15 protein-coding genes are annotated in these 18113 nt (G+C 68.0%); 8 read left to right on the plus strand and 7 right to left on the minus strand.

Annotated elements, in window-relative coordinates; genetic code table 11:
• Positions 1–11 precede the first annotated feature (11 nt).
• The 3 genes from corA to AC1RNC_RS12710 are packed head-to-tail and all read left to right on the plus strand — an operon-like array spanning position 12 to position 1613.
• Positions 12–980: a magnesium/cobalt transporter CorA gene (gene corA / locus AC1RNC_RS12700; RefSeq protein WP_492886721.1), complete on the plus strand. Its 969-nt coding sequence runs from the start codon at positions 12–14 to the stop codon at positions 978–980.
• Between the two features lie 44 nt (positions 981–1024).
• Positions 1025–1213, plus strand: a complete 189-nt coding sequence (locus tag AC1RNC_RS12705) for a type II toxin-antitoxin system HicA family toxin (protein WP_004620875.1) — start codon at positions 1025–1027, stop codon at positions 1211–1213.
• 4 nt (positions 1214–1217) lie between these two features.
• Positions 1218–1613 (plus strand): type II toxin-antitoxin system HicB family antitoxin, encoded by a 396-nt coding sequence (locus AC1RNC_RS12710; RefSeq protein WP_492886723.1) that lies wholly within the window; start codon positions 1218–1220, stop codon positions 1611–1613.
• Between the two features lie 10 nt (positions 1614–1623).
• On the opposite strand, the gene AC1RNC_RS12715 is transcribed toward AC1RNC_RS12710, so the two are convergent.
• The 5 genes from AC1RNC_RS12715 to AC1RNC_RS12735 form a co-directional block, all read right to left on the minus strand.
• Positions 1624–2115 carry a DUF2199 domain-containing protein gene (locus AC1RNC_RS12715; protein WP_492886725.1) on the minus strand — a complete coding sequence of 164 codons (492 nt, stop codon included), beginning with the start codon at positions 2113–2115 and terminating at the stop codon, positions 1624–1626.
• Between the two features lie 54 nt (positions 2116–2169).
• On the minus strand, positions 2170–3156 hold the full coding sequence (locus AC1RNC_RS12720) for a DegT/DnrJ/EryC1/StrS family aminotransferase (RefSeq protein ID WP_492886727.1): 987 nt from the start codon (positions 3154–3156) through the stop codon (positions 2170–2172).
• Between the two features lie 118 nt (positions 3157–3274).
• Complete coding sequence (locus AC1RNC_RS12725; protein ID WP_492886729.1) at positions 3275–4849, minus strand: class I adenylate-forming enzyme family protein; 1575 nt, start codon at positions 4847–4849, stop codon at positions 3275–3277.
• Positions 4850–4989: 140 nt separating this feature from the next.
• Positions 4990–7068 (minus strand): 3-hydroxyacyl-CoA dehydrogenase NAD-binding domain-containing protein, encoded by a 2079-nt coding sequence (locus tag AC1RNC_RS12730; RefSeq protein ID WP_492886731.1) that lies wholly within the window; start codon positions 7066–7068, stop codon positions 4990–4992.
• Positions 7069–7514: 446 nt separating this feature from the next.
• On the minus strand, positions 7515–8741 hold the full coding sequence (locus AC1RNC_RS12735) for a serine hydrolase domain-containing protein (RefSeq protein ID WP_492886733.1): 1227 nt from the start codon (positions 8739–8741) through the stop codon (positions 7515–7517).
• Positions 8742–8875: 134 nt separating this feature from the next.
• On the opposite strand from AC1RNC_RS12735, the gene AC1RNC_RS12740 reads away from it, so the two are divergent.
• From AC1RNC_RS12740 to AC1RNC_RS12760, 5 genes are all read left to right on the plus strand, one after another.
• Entirely contained in the window at positions 8876–10822 is a 1947-nt protein-coding gene (locus tag AC1RNC_RS12740) for a hybrid sensor histidine kinase/response regulator (protein ID WP_492886735.1), read from the plus strand.
• Between the two features lie 62 nt (positions 10823–10884).
• Entirely contained in the window at positions 10885–11397 is a 513-nt protein-coding gene (locus tag AC1RNC_RS12745; protein WP_492886737.1) for a glycine cleavage system transcriptional repressor, read from the plus strand.
• A gap of 212 nt (positions 11398–11609) precedes the next feature.
• Positions 11610–12566, plus strand: coding sequence for an alginate O-acetyltransferase AlgX-related protein (locus tag AC1RNC_RS12750; protein ID WP_492886739.1), 957 nt, complete (start codon positions 11610–11612; stop codon positions 12564–12566).
• A 142-nt stretch (positions 12567–12708) separates the two neighbouring features.
• Positions 12709–13935 carry a TetR/AcrR family transcriptional regulator gene (locus AC1RNC_RS12755; RefSeq protein ID WP_492886741.1) on the plus strand — a complete coding sequence of 409 codons (1227 nt, stop codon included), beginning with the start codon at positions 12709–12711 and terminating at the stop codon, positions 13933–13935.
• 197 nt (positions 13936–14132) lie between these two features.
• Positions 14133–15248: a hypothetical protein gene (locus AC1RNC_RS12760; protein WP_492886743.1), complete on the plus strand. Its 1116-nt coding sequence runs from the start codon at positions 14133–14135 to the stop codon at positions 15246–15248.
• Positions 15249–15251: 3 nt separating this feature from the next.
• Here the strand turns inward: AC1RNC_RS12760 and AC1RNC_RS12765 are convergent, their stop codons facing one another.
• The gene (locus tag AC1RNC_RS12765) at positions 15252–16916 is read right to left on the minus strand and encodes a M20/M25/M40 family metallo-hydrolase (RefSeq protein WP_492886744.1); all 1665 of its coding nucleotides are present in this window, start codon (positions 16914–16916) and stop codon (positions 15252–15254) included.
• Between the two features lie 73 nt (positions 16917–16989).
• The gene (locus AC1RNC_RS12770) at positions 16990–18081 is read right to left on the minus strand and encodes a Fic family protein (RefSeq protein WP_492886746.1); all 1092 of its coding nucleotides are present in this window, start codon (positions 18079–18081) and stop codon (positions 16990–16992) included.
• Between the last annotated feature and the right edge of the window lie 32 nt (positions 18082–18113).

Consider the following 18113-nt stretch of genomic DNA (forward strand, 5'->3'; position numbering starts at 1 on the left):
AGCCCCTTCCAGTGAGTGTCGTCGCCGCCAGCGCCTATGTCGCCGGCCAGGCCGTTCGTCCGGTCAGCCTGGACGATCCGGACAGTCTGCGGCCGCGCGAGGGCGAGTTCGTCTGGATCGGCCTTGTCGAGCCCGACGAGGCCGAACTGCGCGTGCTGCAACAGGCCTTCCACCTCCACCCGCTGGCGATCGAGGACGCGCTCAATGCGCGCCAGACGCCCAAGGTCGATGTCTATGGCGACCAGTTGTTCGTCGTGGCCAAGACCGCCCATCTGGACAATGACCACATCGAATATGGCGAGACCGACTTCTTCGTCGGCCACCGCCACCTGATCACCGTCCGTCACGGGTCGGCCCGCGCCCACACCGAACTGCGGGCCCAGCTGGAAGCCGCGCCGGTCCTGCTGGCCCACGGCGTCGACTACGTGCTGCACGCGGTGCTCGACTTCATCGTCGACGGCTACATGCCGATCGTCGACGCCATCGAGGAAGAGCTGGTCGCGTTCGAGCGGCGGGCGCTGGACGCCTTCCTCAGCCGCGCCGAGATCGCCCGCATCTTCAACCTTCGCCGGGCGCTGATGAAGTTCAAGAAGCTGCTCGGGCCCATGACCCAGGTGGTCAGCGCGCTGGAACATCACGATCTGCCCTGCATCGACAGCGAGGTGCGGCCCTATTTCCGCGACGTCCGCGATCACATCCAGCGCACCGAGATCCTGGTCGACGGCCTGCGCGAGGTGCTGACCTCGGTGTTCGAGATCTCCAGCCTGCTGGAACAGCAGCGCCAGGGCGCGATCACCCGCCAGCTGGCCGCCTGGGCCGCCATCCTGGCCGTGCCGACGGCCGTGGCCGGCATCTACGGCATGAACTTCGAGCACATGCCCGAGCTGAAGTGGCAGTATGGCTACTACGGCGTGCTGGCCGTGATCGTGGTGGTTTGCGGACTGCTGTACCGGCGATTCCGGAAGACGGGCTGGCTCTAGGCTCGCCTTGACGGCAAAGAAATTATACCCATAAATACACACTCATGAATAGTCGTGAGGTCATCTCCGCGCTGGAGGCCGACGGCTGGGTCGAGGTGGCCCGGCGCGGCTCCCACGCTCAGTTCAAGCACCCCACGAAACCCGGTCGCGTGACCGTTCCGCATCCCAAACGAGACCTTCCGCTCGGGACGCTACGGTCGATCGAACGGCAATCGGGCCTGATCCTGAGGTGAGCCAATGACAAGCTATATCGCCCTCATCCACAAGGACGCCGACAGCGAGTTCGGGGTCTCCTTTCCCGACCTGCCCGGGTGCGTCAGCGTGGGCGCGACCCTGGAGGAGGCCCGCGCCAACGCCGAGGAGGCCCTGCTCCTCCACATCGACGGCATGGTCGAGGATGGCGAGTCTATTCCCGCGCCCTCGACCCTGGACGAGGTGATGGCCAATCCCGTGAACCGCGACGGCGCGGTGATCATCGTGCCCCTGAAGACCGCCCAGCCCAGGACGGTGCGGGTCAATATCACCCTGCCCGAGACCACCCTTCGCGATATCGACGCCTATGCCGAGACCCACGGCTTCACACGCTCGGGCCTGCTGGCGCGCGCCGCCAAGCGAATGATCGACGCGGCGTAGCGGGCCAGCCCTACTCCCCGCAAATCTCCAGGATCTCGTGGTGCCGCGCGGCGTCGATGCCGTCGCGCTGGTCCTGCGCCAGCCGGCTCTTGTCGCCGTCCAGCAGGATCAGGGTCGGGCGCTCGTCCGGGGTCTGGAACTGGATCAGCATCCGGGTCCCAAGCGTCGTTCCGGCATAGGGCGCGAGGCGGTTGGCCAGCTTGGCCGGGTGCGGCGGCTCCTCGCGGCCGTCGGCGTCATAGAGGTCGAGATAGCGCTCGAAGACCTCGGCATCGACCTCGGCCCAGGCGCCCCAGCCGAAATAGTCGTCCGTCCCCTTCAGGGGCACGGGCAGGATGCAGCGGATGAAAACCCGGTCGCCCCACTGGCAGAGGTCGTCGTTGTAGCGGACCTCCGCGTCGCGCTCGTCCTCGGGGATCGCCCAGACCTCGTCGGGCAGGGTGAAGCCCCAGTCGAGGGACAAGGATTCCAGGGACTGGGGCTCTTGAGACTCTTCGGCCATCGCAACCTTCGGCGTGAATACGCGCCAATGCTTAGGCCAAGTCGGCGGCCGCCTCTAGGCCACCGCGTCGCGCAGGGCGTCGCACAGGCGGTCCAGACCCTCGATGTCGAGCCCCGGATCCAGGGTGATGACCACGGTCGAGGCCGCCAGGTGGTCGGCGGTCGGGGTGTCGTCGGCGGCCAGGGCGCGGTCGCGGACCGAGCAGCTGGCGGCGATCCCGGCCGCCTGGAGCTTCCAGGCCACGGCGCCGGCGTCGTCGGTCGGCAGGGACAGGGCGCAGGTCTGCGAGATCCAGCTCATGCCCCAGCCCGGCTGGAAGCCGACGCCGCTGTCCAGCAGCAGGACGCGCAGCTGCTGGGCCGTGCCGCACAGACGCTGGCGCAGGCCCGGCCAGGCGGCGAGGCCGTCGTCGCCGGAGAAGGGCGCGGCGTCGATGGCGTTGATCGGGGTGGCGTCCTCGCAGGCGACGAAGACGCCCGCCCCAGCGGGCAGGCCCACGAGAACAGGAACCGGCGCGGCGATCACCACGTCGAAGGCGCCGGCGGCGTCGATCAGGATCGGCAGGCCAGTCTCGGCGCGGAAGGCGGCCCAGGCGCGCATGTCGGGCGCGCGGCCGTGGGCGGCGGCGGGAACGATGGCCTCCAGCGGCCCCGGCGCATCGGGCAGGCGCGCGCGCAGGTGGCCGGTGTCGAACATGGCGCTGAACGGGTCGACATCGACCAGCCAGGCCTTGAGCCCCGCGGCGGCGACGCCGGCCAGGGTTTCCGGATCGGCCAGGGCGGAGACGACGCAGACGCCGCCCTCGCGCACGCCCAGGGCCTTCAGCGCCGCGGCGGTGGCCTCGACGCGGTCGGCGAAGGCGCGAACGGCGACGGGACGGGCGAACCGGGCGGCCAGGCGCTGATCGAGGTCCGAGCTGTGTCCGGCGACGCCGAGCGCGGCGGCGACCGCGTCGAAATCGATGGGGCCGCCAGAAGCGCGGATGAACGTCTTCGCTTGAGGAGCGGCGATCGGAGCGGCGGCGGCAGGCTTCGGGAGCATGGCTTTAGAACGCATTCCACGACGAACCGGGCGACCTCCATGGCCGCACCATATGGTTAAGCAACCGTATTCATCGATTCCGCCTAGCCTAATGCGGCGCGCCGTCGCGGCAAAAAGTTCACTGACTAGGCGAAACTTGCCCCGAAACTTGCCCCGAAACTTGCCAAGCGTCCCGCAGTTCGCGCTTCAGCACCTTGCCGATATGGCTGCGCGGCAGGCTGTCGACGATCTTCACATCGGCCAGGCGCTGGGTCTTGCCCACCTGGCCGTTGACGAAGGTCTTGATCGCCTCGGCGTCGGCCTCGCCCTTCACCGCCACGAAGGCCACAGGGGTTTCGCCCCAGGCGTCCGAGGGCACCCCGACCACCGCCGCCTCGACCACGGCCGGATGCTGGACCAGCACCGCTTCCAGGTCGGACGGATAGATGTTGAAGCCGCCGCTGATGATCATGTCCTTCTTGCGGTCCATCAGGGTGAGGAAGCCCTGCTCGTCGAAGCGGCCGACATCGCCGGTGCGGATGAAGGTCCAGCCCTCGGGCGAGGTCCAGATGGCCTCGGCGGTCTTGTCCGGCCGGCCGTGATAGCCGCTCATGGTCGCGGCCGAGCGGCCGACGATCTCGCCGACCACGCCGGGGCCGACCTGGACGCCGTCCTCGTCGATCAGGCGGATGTCGTGGCCCGGAGCGGGCTGGCCGACCGTGTGCAGCTTGTCCGGATGCTCGTGGCACATCAGGATGCAGGTGCCGCCGCCCTCGGTCATGCCGAAATACTCGACCAGGCCGCCGGGCCAGCGCTGCAGCACCTCCCCCTTCAGCTCGGCGCCGAACGGGGCGCTGGTGCAGAACTTCAGATGCGTCGAGGACAGGTCGTAGCTGTCGAAGTCCGGCCGCTCCATCAGGCGGCGGTACTGCACCGGCACCAGCATGGTGTGGGTCATGCGGTGCTTCTGGGCCAGCTCCAGATATTTGCCGGCGTCGAACTTCTTCATCAGCACGACGGTCCCGCCGCCTGCCAGGGTCGGGAAGAAGCAGACCAGGGTGGTGTTCGAATAGAGCGGGGTTGATAGCACGCTGACCGCCGCCGGGCCGTAGCCGACCGCGTCGCCCCGGAAGACGTGCTTCCAGCGCATGCCGTGCGACTGGACGATGCCCTTGGGCGTGCCGGTGGTGCCGCTGGAATAGATGATGTTGAACGGATGCTCGGGCGTGATCGCGACCGGGCGCGGCGTCGCGCCTTCCGGAGCCAGCCAGGCGTCGAAGGCTTCGCCGGCGCCTGAACCGTCCAGGGCGATCTGGCGCACCGGGATCGGCGCGGGCCTCTGCGCTTCGGCGACGCCGGCGTCGAGAAAGAACAGCCTGGCCCCGCAGTCGGCGACCATGCCGGCGATGGCCTCGGGCGTCGAGGACGGCGCGATCGGGGCCACCGCGACGCCGCCCCGCAGGCCGCCGAGGAACACCGCCGCATAGGGGATCGACGACAGGGCGCAGACGGCGATGGCCTCGCCGGGCGCGATCCCGTCACGCTGCAGGGCGGCGGCGACGCGGTCGACCAAGGCGTCGAATTCCGCGTAGGTCACCGCCTCGCCGGTCTCCATGATCACGGCCGGATGGTTGGGGCCTTCCTGGGCGCGCTGGCGAAGAATGTCGCCCATCACGCCGTAGTCGGCGGACATCATGGCGGCGATGGTGGTCATGGGTAACTCCGATAACAGGTCTGCGCAGCCCCCTCCGGCCCTTCGGGCCACCTCCCCCATAAAGGGGGAGGAAGGGCGCGGTTCTCCTCCCCCTTTATGGGGGAGGTGTCGGCGAAGCCGACGGAGGGGGCAGCGCCGCCTCAAGCGTCCTTGAAGCCCTTGCCCTCGGCCACCAGCCGCTCCAGCAGGGCCGACGGCTTGAAGTCGTCGCCGTGCTGGGCGTGGAACTCCTGCATCTTGGCCAGGATCTTATCCAGGCCCACCAGCTCGCCCCAGAACATCGGACCGCCGCGATAGACCGGCCAGCCGTAGCCGTTGATCCAGACGATATCGATATCGGACGCCCGGATGGCCTTGCCCTCTTCGAGGATCTTCGCGCCCTCGTTGACCATCGGATAGAGGCAGCGCTCCAGGATCTCCTGGTCGCTGATCTCGCGGCGCTGGATCTGGCGCTTCTCGGCGAAGTCACGGATCACCTCTTCCACGACCGGCGACGGCTTGGCGTTGCGGTTCTCGTCGTAGTCGTAGAAGCCCTTGCCGTTCTTCTGGCCGCGACGGTCCATCTCGCACAGCACTTCGCGCACGGTGGACGAGCTGGTCTTGGCCGGATCCCAGCCGATGTCGAGACCGGCCAGATCGCTCATGGCGAACGGGCCCATCGGCAGGCCGAAATCGTACAGCACCCGGTCGACGTCCCAGGGCATGGCGCCTTCCAGGATCAGCTTCTGGGCCTCGCGCTGGCGCTGGGCCAGCATGCGGTTGCCGACGAAGCCGTGGCAGTTGCCGACCAGCACCGCGACCTTGCCGATCTTCTTGCCGATCTGCATCGAGGTGGCGATCACCGACTTGTCGGTCTTGGCGCCGCGCACGATTTCCAGCAAGCGCATGACATTGGCCGGCGAGAAGAAGTGCAGGCCGATCACGCTCTCGGGCCGGCTGGTGCTGGCGGCGATCACGTCGATGTCCAGGTACGAGGTGTTCGAGGCCAGGATCGCGCCGGGCTTGGCGATCTTGTCCAGCTTGCCGAAGACCTCCTTCTTGATCTCCATCAGCTCGAACACGGCCTCGATGATCAGGTCGCAGTCGGCCAGGTCCTCGAGGTTCATCGAGGGGGTCAGCAGGCCCATGCGCTTTTCGACGTCGTCCTGGGTCAGGCGACCCTTCTTGGCGGTGTTCTCATAGTTCTTGCGGATGATCCCGACGCCGCGCTCCAGGTTCTCCTGTTTGGCCTCGATGATCGTCACCGGGATGCCGGCGTTGAGGAAATTCATCGAGATGCCGCCGCCCATGGTGCCGGCGCCGATCACGCCGACCTTCTTGACCGGGATGATGGGGGTGTCGTCCGGCACGTCGGGGATCTTGGCGGCCTGGCGTTCGGCGAAGAACACATAGCGCTGGGCGGCCGACTGGGTGCCGGTCATCAGCTCCATGAACAGCCGGCGTTCTTCCTTCAGACCCTCCTCGAAGGGCAGGTTCACCGCCGCCTCGATGCACTTGATGTTGTTCTCCGGGGCCATGAAGCCGCGGAACTTCTTGGCGTTGGCCTTGCGGAAGTCGGCGAAGATCTCGGGCTTGCCGCGCGCGGCCTCGACCTTGTCGTTCAGCTCGCGGACCTTCTTCAGCGGCCGGCCCTCGGCCAGCACGGTCTTGGCGAAGGCGATGGCCCCGTCGCGCAGGTTTCCTTCGTCGACCAGAGAGTCGAACAGGCCCATGGCCAGCGCCGCCTTGGCCGGCACATGCTGGCCGCTGGTGACCATCTCCAGCGCCTTCTCGACGCCGACGATGCGCGGCAGGCGCTGGGTGCCGCCGGCGCCGGGCAGCAGGCCGATGTTCACTTCCGGCAGGCCAGCCTTGGCCGAGGGCACGGCGACGCGGTAGTGGGCGACCAGCGCCACCTCCAGGCCGCCGCCCAGGGCGGTGCCGTGGATCGCCGCCACGACGGGCTTGGGCGAGTTCTCGATGACCGCCTGGACGTCCTGCAGGCTGGGGCCGGTCATGGCCTTGCCGAACTCGGTGATGTCGGCCCCGGCGATGAAGGTCTTGCCCTCGCAGATCAGCACGATCGCCCGCACGGCCGGATCGGCGATGGCCGCGTCGAACGCGCCCTTCAAGCCTTCGCGGACGGCGGCCGACAGCGCGTTGACCGGCGGGGAGTTCAGCGTGACGACGCCGATGTCGCCTTCGACGGAAAGATCGGTGACGGCGTTGATCGCGGCCATGACGTTTCGACCCCTGCTCTTATGAATGCCGTTTTGGCGTTTGAACGGTTGTTTGAAGCCAGCCTGCACGGTCGCGCGAAGATGTCCAGACCTCCGTGACGACACGTGCTTTCGGAGCGCTTCGAGACGGGGCGGCGTTGACGAATTTCATCACATACTACAAATTCGAAATCACGGTTTCAGCCGAGATCATCCGTGGGGGTGGGTGCGGCGTCGAGGGGCTGCTCGGCGCCGCATTTGCCTGAAATCCAGAGAGAATGATCCGCGCTGGGGAGGGCGTTCGCGGGAAGTCATGGACTTTGGATGCGCCTTGCACGCGTCCTCACAATTCGAAGTCGGTGAATTCCGCGAGCGTGGCGCGTTGCTCGCAATGCGTCGGACTTTGGTAAAGCGCAACTCGGCGCGGGAGCTGTCTCCCGCGCCGCTTTCTTTGACGAGAGACTCCCCTACCCCGCCGCTTCCGTGAAGCTCGAATAGACCAGCGTCCGCAGCTCCCGACGGATCGGATAGGAGGTCGACGGCATCAGCTGGGTCATGAACACCACCGCCAGGTCCTCGACCGGGTCGATCCAGAACGCCGTCGAGGCCATGCCGCCCCAGAAATATTCGCCCAGCGAGCCCAGGTTCTTGGTCCGGGCCTGGTCGATGGTCATGGCGAAGCCGAGGCCGAAGCCCAGGCCTTCGAACACCGCCTCGCTGAACAGCGACTTCGAGACCTGAACCAGCTCCTTGCCGCCGGGCAGGTGGTTCATGGTCATCAGCTTGAGGGTCTTGGGGCTGAGCAGGCGCGCGCCGTCCAGTTCACCGCCATTCAGCAGCATCCGGCAGAAACGCATGTAGTCGTCGGCGGTCGAGATCAGGCCGCCGCCGCCGGACTTCACCGACGGGTCCATGAAGAAGCGGCTCTTCTCCGGATCGTCCTGCAGCACCACCCGGCCCGAGGGGGTCAGGGCGTAGCAGGCGGTGAAGCGGTCGCGCTGGCTCTCCGGCACGAAGAAGCCGGTGTCGACCATCTTCAGCGGATCGAAGATGCGGGTCTTGAGGAAGACGTCGAACGGCATCCCCGAGATCTTCTCGACCAGATAGCCCAGCACGTCGGTCGAGACCGAGTAGTTCCAGGCCTCGCCCGGCGAGAACTCCAGCGGCACGGTCCCCAGCGCGTCGACGAAGCCCTGCAGGCCGCCCTCGCTGTCGATCCCGTCCAGCTTCAGCTTGCGATAGGCCGCGTCGACATTGGTCCGCTGCTGGAAGCCGTAGGTAAGACCCGAGGTATGCCGCAGCAGGTCGATCGTCCGCATCGGCTCGCCGGCGCGCTTGGTCTGGAACGCCCCCTCGACCCCGGCGGCGAACACGCCCAGGTCGCGCCAGGCCGGGATGAAGCGGTGAACCGGATCGTCCAGCGACACCAGACCGTCCTCGACCAGCATCATGAAGGCCACGCTCGTGACCGGCTTGGTCATTGAGTAGATGCGGAACAGACTGTCGGCCTTCAGAGGCTTTCCCCGCTCGACATCGGCGCTGCCCAGCACCGAGGTATAGGCCAGCTGGCCACGCCGCCAGACTTGGGTAAGCGCGCAGGGCAGTTTTCCGGTGTCGATATACTTGGACTGGATGAAGCTATCGATGCGCTTCAATCGCTCGCTCGACAGTCCGACGGCTTCTGGCGTGCTCAAGTTCCTGGTCTCCCCTTGCGACCTGCTCTGGTCGTGTTTGCGTACCGTTAGATCGAAATCGAAGACGGGGCTTTTTTCCGCAACGTAAACTTTACCCGATCCTGCGAGTATCGATTGAAAACGAGGAAACGGGGATGGGCAAGGTCTTGGACGCCGAGGCTGCCTCCAGAATTGAAGCCGCGGCCGCGGACTGGTTCTTCCAGAGCAGCCTCGACATGTTCGTCGTCCTGGACGACCGGGTGATCGCCCGCGTCAATCCCGCCTGGGTGCAGCTGACGGGCTGGTCGCCCGACGAATCGGTCGGTCGGCACATGCACGACTTCTTCCACCTGCATGACAGGCTGATCATCGAGGACATCGGGCGGACGCTGGAGGCGCGCGGCCAGGCGTCCGGCGAGCATCGCCTGGCCCGCAAGGGCGGCGGCTGGCTCTGGGTGCGCTCGAAGTCCAAGGTTTTGGAGGGCGGCGGTCTGATGATCGTCTTCCAGGACTTCAGCGAAGACCGCGCCCGCGAGATCACCCGCCAGCAGGCCGAGCGCTCCAACGAACTGCTGCGCAGCGCCGCCGGCGTCTACGTCTGGCGCTTCAACCCCCGCAAGGGGGTCTATGTCTTCGACCAGGACATCCCCACGCCCAATTCGCCGCAGGGCGGGGTGCGGACCATGACGGTGGCGGAGATGACCCTGTCGATCCACGCCGACGACCGCGTGCGCGTCTGGGACGCGTTCTCGCGCACCCTGCGCGGCGGCGAGCATGTCGAGATCGACTACCGCTACCTGGATCCGGCCACCAGCAACTGGACGCACATGCACTGCGCCTGGCGCGGCGTGCGCGGCTCCAGCCCCGACGCCTACGACGTCATCGGCATCAGCCAGAACGTCACCGAACTGGTCGAGGCCCGCGACGCGGCTCTGAGCGCGGCCGAGGCCAAGAGCCAGTTCCTGGCCAATATGAGCCACGAGATCCGCACGCCGATGAACGGCGTGCTGGGCGTGCTGCACCTTCTGAAGACCGAGACGCTGACCGACGACGGCCGCCGCCTGCTGAACGAGGCGCTGGGCTGCGGCGAGATGCTGTCGGAGCTCCTGAACGACATCATCGACTTCTCGAAGATCGAGGCCGGCAAGCTCGAGCTGGGTTCCGAGCCGGTCGATCCGGCCGAGTTGCTGGTCGGCGTCGCCGACATGCTGCGACCGCAGGCCGAGGCGAAGGGCCTCTATCTTCGCGTCGAAGCGCCCTCCAAGGGAGACGAGGGCGACCTGGGCTGGGCGGCCACCGACCCGCTGCGCCTGCGTCAGGCGCTGTTCAACCTGCTGGGCAACGCCGTGAAATTCACCCTGGAGGGCGGCGTCGTGGCGCGGCTCTCCGGCAGGCGTACGGATGGAAAGCTCCGCCTGCGCTTCGAGATCGCCGACACCGGCGTCGGCATCGACGAAGAGGCCGGCAAGAGCCTGTTCGAGCGCTTCCGTCAGGGCGACGGCTCGACCACCCGCCGCTTCGGCGGTTCGGGCCTGGGCCTGTCGATCTGTCGGCGCCTGGCCGAGATGATGGGCGGCGAGGTCGGGTTCGAGAGCAAGGTCGGCCAAGGCTCGACCTTCTGGCTGCAGGTCGAGGCCGACGCCTGCGCCGCGCCGCATCTCGGACATGGAGCGGCCCACGTCGACGAACCCGACACCTCGTTGTTCGACGGCCTGCGCGTGCTGTTGATCGAGGACAACGCCACCAACCGCCTGATCGCCGGCCGCATGCTGGAGGCGCTGGGCGCCCAGGTGAGCTCCGCCGAGGACGGCGTCCAGGGCGTCGCCGCGGCCCGCGCGGGTTTCGACCTGATCCTGATGGACATCCAGATGCCGGTCATGGACGGGATCGAGGCCACCCAGCGCATCCGCGCGCTGCCCGGACCCGCGGGGGCCGCGCCGATCCTGGCCATGACCGCCAACGCTCTGTCCCACCAGCAGGCCAGCTATCTGGCGGCCGGCATGGACGGGGCGATCGCCAAGCCGCTGTCGCCGCGGGCCCTGACCCAGGCCATCGTCCGGACCCTGGCCGCCAGGCCGTCGGCCGCGCTGGAGGCGTCCTGATCGGGATTGCCGTCGCGGGCGCGATGCGCTTGGTTGCGGACCAACTTTCCTGGGAGGCGCCGATGGCCCTTTTGATCCTGAGCGTCATCGGCAGCGACCGGCCCGGCCTGACCCAGGCCATAGCCAGCGCGGTGCTGTCGGCCGGCGGCAACTGGCTGGAAAGCCACCTCAGCCAGTTGGGCGGCCTCTATGTCGGCTCCGTGCTGGTGGAGGCCGGCGACGCCGACGCCCTGCGCGCCGCCGTCAGCGCGGTGGACGCTCAAGGCCTCGACGTGCGGATCGCGCCGGCGGTCGAGACGGCCGGACCCGAGGGCCAGGCCGTCGCCTTCAGTCTGGTCGGCCAGGACCAGCCCGGCATCGTCCATCAGGTGACGGCCGTGCTCGCTGGCCTGAACGCCAATATCGAGGCCTTCGAAACCCGTATGAGCGTCGAGCCCTACTCCGGCGCGCCGCTGTTCCATCTGGACGCCCGCCTGCGCCTGCCGCCCGCCCTGGACGCCGAGGCGGTCAAGGCGGCGCTGGAGAACATCTCGGCCGAGATCATGGTCGACATCTCGCTGACCCCGGCCGAGTGAACGCCCGACCGGCCAGCGCTTCCGGCCGCCTCGGCTGATCCGTTCTCAATCACCGAGCCATACCGGGCCTCTGTTCAAAGCGCCGCCGCGCCGCTAACCCTCGGCCGGAGGTCGAGCAAGCGCGACACCCTGGGGGACCATGCTCTTTTCGTCGCCGCTGTTCCTGTTTCCGCAGCCACGGCCTGCCGCAATTGGGCGCCGTTCTCGGCGCCATGGCCCAGCCCGCGCTGGACGGCCAGTTCCTAGCGGTGCGCAACCACGAGGCCACCGCCATGAGCATCGGCCTGCTGGGCGCCCTGTTCGAGGAGAGCTATATCGAGGCCCATTGCGGCCTCAAGCTGAAGGTCGACATCGCGGCCATGCCCGACTACGCCCGCCGCCTGCGGCGCGCGCAGGACTGGTTCGAAGCGCGCGGCCAGAAATTCGTCTATGTCCTGGCCCCGATCAAGACGACCTGGTTCCCGGACCTCGTGCCGCCGAGCTACCCCTGCGCGGCCAGGCGCGACAGCGTCTATCCCGCCGCCCGCAGCGCCCTGACCGCCGCCGGCGTCCACTGGGTCGACGGCCGCGCGACGCTGGAGGCCCAGCGCGGCAAGCTCGGCTACGAGATGTTCCCCCGCAACGGCGTTCACTGGAACCAGCTGGGCGTCGCCCTGGCCGCCCGCGCCTTCGTCGGCGAGCTGAACCGCCAGGGACTCGAAACGCCGGCGCTGGACTGGGACGTCGCGCAGGCCCCGGACGAGACCGGCCTGGACCGCGACCTTTCCAGCCTGCTGAACCTGCGAAAGCCGCCCAAGGGCTGGAAGGCCCCGGCCGTCACCGCCCATCCCGTCGGACCGCCTGGCTCGGGCGTGTTCACCCTCACCGCCGTCAACGACAGCTTCTTCGATCCGCTGGCCCTGTTCCTGACGCAGGCGCGCCTGGCCGGCCGCGCCCGCAACTACGGCTATCTGACGCTGGCCCCCATCGAGTACCGCGACGGCGGCGCCTATCCCCTGACCGCCACGCCGCGAAGCGTGCTCAAGGACCTGATGGCCGCCGACGTGGTGGTGCTGGAGCAGGTCGAGAGCCAGACCGGCGGCGCGGTCGGCCGCAAATTCCTCGACCTGGTCGAAACCCAGATGGCGGCGGAAGGCCCGTCAAAAGCGGGCGTCCTGAAACATTCCTGACAAACCCCGACGCTAGGTGAGCGCCAATTGTCCCTCGACGGACGGAGCGCCCTTTAAGCCGGCCCTCCACACGCCTAGATTGGACCCGATAGTCCAGTGCCTGGCGCGGCCGCCGAAGGTGAGTGGACTTGGGGATTTTGTTATGGACGACGGTCGGGTGGCGGGGGCGGCGACAGCGCGCTACGCCCGCAAGAAGGAGACGATCCTGGCGGCGGCCACGGCGATCCTGAACCGCCAGGGCGTGCGCGGCATGACCCTGGCCGATGTCGCCGCCAATGTCGGGCTGAACACCACCAGCGTCACCTACTACTATCGCAGGAAGGACGATCTGGCCGCCGCCTGCTTCATGCGCGGCCTGGAGCGCTTCGAGGCCATGGTCGAGGAGGCCGCCGCCGAGGCCGCGCCCGCCGCGCGCATCCTGAAGTTCCTGGACCTCTATCTCGACCTGAACCGCCGGGTCCGCCTGGGCGAGGCCACGCCCCTGACCAGCTTCGCCGAGATCAAGGCCCTCAAGGAGCCCCTGCGCGGCTCGGTGGTCGGCGCGTTCAACGATCTGTTCCGCCGGGTGCGGAGCTTCTTCGATGACCCGTCCCTGGCCCACCTGGACAAGCGCCAGCGCACGGCCCGCACCCACTTGCTGATGGAGCAGGTGTTCTGGTCTGGCCGCTGGCTGCGCCGCTACGACGTCGACGACTATGGCCGCGTGCGCGACCGGATGGGCGACATCCTGCTGAACGGTCTGCCCGCCGCCGGCCAGGTCTGGGCCCCGCGCGCCCTGCCCGACCCGACTCCGGTGTCGCCCGAAGGCCTGGAATGGCGCGAGACCTTCCTGGTCGCCGCCACCCGCCTGATCAACCAGCGCGGCTATCGCGGCGCCTCGGTCGAGGAGATTTCGGCGGCGCTGAACGTCACCAAGGGCTCGTTCTATCACCACCACGACGACAAGGACGCCCTGGTCGCCGAGTGCTTCGAGCGCACCTTCACCGTCACCCGCCGCTCGCAGCTGGACGCCCGCGACCTGCCGGCGGACAACTGGACGCGGCTGGTCTCGACCGCCGCCGGCCTGACCAGCTACCAGCTGTCCGAGCATGGGCCGCTGCTGCGCGCCTCGTCGCTGGGCGCCCTGCCCGACACCCTGCGTCACGACATGGCCGACGGCTACATGCGCGGCTGGCAGCGCTTCGCCTCGATCATCTCCGACGGCGTCGCCGACGGCTCGATCCGGCCGATCGACCCCAGCATCGCCGCCCACATGATCAACTCGATGCTGAACGCCGCCGCCAGCCTGGGCGCCTGGGTCCCGGGCCTGGAACGGGACGAGGCGGCCGACCTGTTCGCCAGGCCGCTACTGACGGGGGTTTTGAACTAAGCCGAGGAACCGAAAACCCCGTCCTTCGACAAGCTCAGGATGAGGTTTTCTACTGCGACGGCGAGAAAGTAGTCCTCATCCTGAGCTTGTCGAAGGACGAGGACGGGCCAAAGGTTGCGACCTATTAACCATAGTCTCGCCTCCCCCCGCTGACGGCTGTACCCTGAGGCGACTGAGTCGCTTCGAGCCCCGCCGTCATGACGACGATCAATCCGTACTCGTCGAACTACGCCCCCGGCCTGACCGCCGGGCAGACGGCCGCGCAGCGCGCCCAGCAGGCCGCCGCCAACGGGACGACCCGCGACCAGAGCCCGACGATCAACACGCCGGCGGTCAATGTCACGCTCTCGGCCGCCGCCCAGGCCGCGCTGAAGGCCCAGACCGACTCCCGGACGATCGACACGGTGGTCTCCGACGCAAGGAGCCAGATCGCGAGTCTGCTGAAAGCGGCCGGAACCAAGAGCGCCCTGAACAACGGCGACGCGACCATCGACCTCTCCAGCATGGACCGCCGCAGCCTCTACGCCGTCGCGTCGAACAAAGGCGGCCAGTTCCCAATGGACCAGCAGGTCGTCGCGGCCCTGGCCCTGAAGGACCAGCACGACACCGCCCTGGCCAGCCCCGCCGCCCAGGCGCGGCTGACCGGCGACTATGCCAGCCTCTACCAGACCGCCCTTGACCAGATGGACGCCGCCGGGCCGGAGGAAAAGGCCTCCACCGCCTGGACCACCGAGCGCGCCGCCCTGGTCGAAGGCCGCAAGCAGGCCATCGCCCGTCCGGGCCTGGCCCCCGCCGGCATCCAGAACGACAGCGTCGCCGCTTACATGAAGGAGACCGGCAGCGTCGTCGCCGGCGCCAAGACCCGCGACTTCGGCAAGGTGGCCGGCGACGTCCGCACCGCGCTGGACAAGCAGTACGAGCTGGCCGTCGCCCCCGACGCGGCCAAGGACGGCAGCAGCGGCGCGATCGACTTCCGCCGCTTCGACGACCGCTCGCTCTCGGCCGTGGCCCTGAACAAGGACGACCAGTTCTCGACCCACGAGGTCGCCCAGGCCAAGGCCGAGATCCGCCAGCGCGACAGCGACGCCATCAAGGCCAGCTACCAGTCGACCTCGGACGCGGACGGCGGCTTCGGCAAGGCGATGATCACCCGCTACGCCGGCATGACCGCCGAGGAACGCGACGCCTCCGGCTGGACCCCGGCCGTCTATTCCAAGCTGGTCGAACTCCAGGCCGCCAGCGACAAGCTGGCCCAGATGTTCAACGCGGATGGCTCGGTGGCGGGGCCGCCGAGCATGCTGGATTACCTGTAGGCCCTACCTCCGCTCCGCCGCCGTCTCGGCGCGGATGGCCTTGAACTCCGAGCCCGCCTTCCAGTCCGGCCAGTCGCGGGAGTTGGCCAGGGCCTTGCCGGCTTCATAGGTCAGGGCGACGTCCTGGGCGGCGCCGCGCAGGTCCCAGTCGGGGCTCCAGGCGTCGCAGGGCTGGTGGTAGCAGCGGCTGGTGTAGTCGGCGACCCAGGCGTCGCCGGCGGCGCGGCCGCCCTTGATCAGGTCCGCCCCGCCGCCCAGGCCCATCAGCAGCAGCACCGGCACGCCGCGACGGGCCAGCGAGAAGTGATCGGCGCGGTAGAACAGCGCCCGCTCGGGCTTGGCGTCCGGGGTGATGGTCCGGCCCTGCCTGGCGGCCTGGGCGGCGAGGCCGTCCTCCAGCGCGTTCTGGCCCGCCCCGACCAGCACCACGTCGCGCGCCGGCCCCACGGTCTGCAGCACGTCGAAGGTGTAGTTGGCCACCGTCTTGCCCAGCGGCGCGGTCGGGTGGTTGGCGTAGTATTCCGAGCCCAACAGGCCACGCTCCTCGGCGGTCCAGGCGGCGAACAGGATCGAGCGCTCCGGGCGCGGACCTTGGGTGAAGGCGCGGGCGGCCTCGATCACCGCGGCCACGCCGATGGCGTCGTCGGCGGCGCCGCGCCGGATGGTGTTGCCTTGAGCGTCCGGCGCGCCCACGCCATAGGCGTCCCAGTGGGCGGCGTAGACCACGGTTTCGTCCGGATGCTTGGCGCCCGGCAGACGCGCCAGGACGTTGGCGCTGTCCATCGCCTGGTGGCTGACGGCGTAGTCGGCCGACAGGCTGGCGCCGGTCAGGGCCACCGGCTTGAAGGCGGCGGTGCGGGCCGCGCGCTTCAGCGCCTCGAAATCCAGGCCCGAGCGCTTGAAGAGGTCGACCGCCACGTCGCGCTGGATCCAGCCCTGCATCAAGAGCTTGTCCTTAGCGGGGTCCGCCCGGACGATGTCGTAGCCCTCGCCGTTCGAGGCCTTGACCGTCGTCCAGCCATAGCCGGCCCCGAGGCTCTCGTGGACGATCAGCGCGCCGATCGCCCCGCGCCGGACGGCCTCCTCGTACTTGTAGGTCCAGCGGGCGTAGTAGGTGGCGGCCGAGCCGCCGAACTTGCCGGCCACCGGCTCGCCCGGCGCGGCCTCCAGGTCCGGGTCGCCGATCAGGAAGACGGCGATCTTGCCCTTCAGGTCGACGCCCTTGAAGTCGTCCCACTTCCGCTCCGGCGCGGCGACGCCGTAGCCGACGAAGACCAGCGGAGCCTTGTCGATCTTGACCTTGTCGACGGGGCGCAGGGTCATGACCTGCGACTGCTCGCCCTGGTTCAGGGTCAGGGGGCCGGCCTTGGTGGCCACCGTCAGGGTCGCCGGGCCATCGAGGCGTGTGCGGACCAGCGCCACCTTCTGCGTCCACGCGCCGTTGTCGCCGGCCGGCTCCAGGCCCAGCGCCTTGAACTGGGCGCTGATGTACTCGATCGTCGGTGCCTCGCCCTCCCCGCCCGGCGCGCGGCCGGCGAAGCGGTCGGAGGCCAGCTCCCGCGTGATCTCCGACAGCCGCGCCGGATCGATCGGCCCGCTGTCCTGGGCGGCCGCGGCGCTGGCGAGGATCAGGCCTGAGGCCAGGGCGAGAACGGCGGCTTTGGACATGGACGAACCTTCGATCGACGGATGACGATTGGTAGCGTGATCGTAGGCCCACCCACAAGAAATCGGCGCGCCCTTACGTCTCCGATACGCGCAGGAAGAGCTCAATCAGGGGCGCGTTGACGTAGTAGTTGTTCCGCCCCTGCTGATGCTTCTCGACGAAGCCGGCCTCGGCGAGTTGGTCGAGATATTTCGCCGCCGTCTGGCGCGCGACGCCGAGATCGCCCTGGACGAACTCGATACGCGTGTAGGGGTGGCGGAACAGGTTGTTCAGCAGGTCTTGGGAGTACTTGATGGACGGGTGGTCCCTCAGGCGCCGTTTGTAGTCCGCCATGAGCTCACGCACGCCTTCGATCAGCTCCAGGGTCTGGAGAGACGTCCTAGACACCGCTCTCAGCATGTAGAGAAGCCATGGTTCCCAGTCTCCATCGTCGCGAACCGATTGCAGAAGCCGATAGTAATCGGCCTTGTGGGTCGTCACGTAGCGGCTGAGGTACAGGATCGGAATGTCCAATAACCCGACGCGGGTGAGGTAGAGGACATTGATGATCCGGCCAATCCGCCCATTGCCATCCGAAAAGGGGTGGATGCTCTCAAACTGGTGGTGGATCAGCGCCATCTTGACCAGTGGATCGAGGTCGCAGACGTCGTCGTCGTTGATGAATAGCTCCAGCGCCGTCATATGCGCGCGGATCTCGTCGTTCCTTTGAGGCGGCACATAGACGAGCGCGCCGGTCGCCTCATTCTTCAGGGCGGTGCCCGGCGTCGAGCGGAAGCCCTCGTCGGTCCGCTTCAAAACCTGGAACATCTCGATGATAGCGTTGTTCGTCAGGAGTCCTTGGTTTCGGCGCAGGCTGTCAAAGCCACATTTCAGGGCGTCCCGATAGTAGGCGACCTCCTTAGCGGCCGGCGAGCCCGGACCATCCATGAACAGACTTGCCTGAAACAGTTCGTCCTGGGTCGTGACGATGTTCTCGATCTCGGAACTGGCCTTCGCCTCCTGCAACGCCAGGGTGTTGATGAGGATCGCTTGATTGGGGATGCTGGCTGCCCGTCCCTTCAGTTCGGCCAAGCGCCGGTGCGCGTCGGCCAGGGCGCGCAGCACCGCCGACGTCTCCAGATCGCCGTGAGGCGGGAGGATGGGTAGGCGATAGGTCGCTTTCAACATATCGCCCCTCACATGTTCGAAAAACGCGAAAT

Source organism: Caulobacter sp. GW822-FHT01G02 (genome assembly GCF_058802865.1).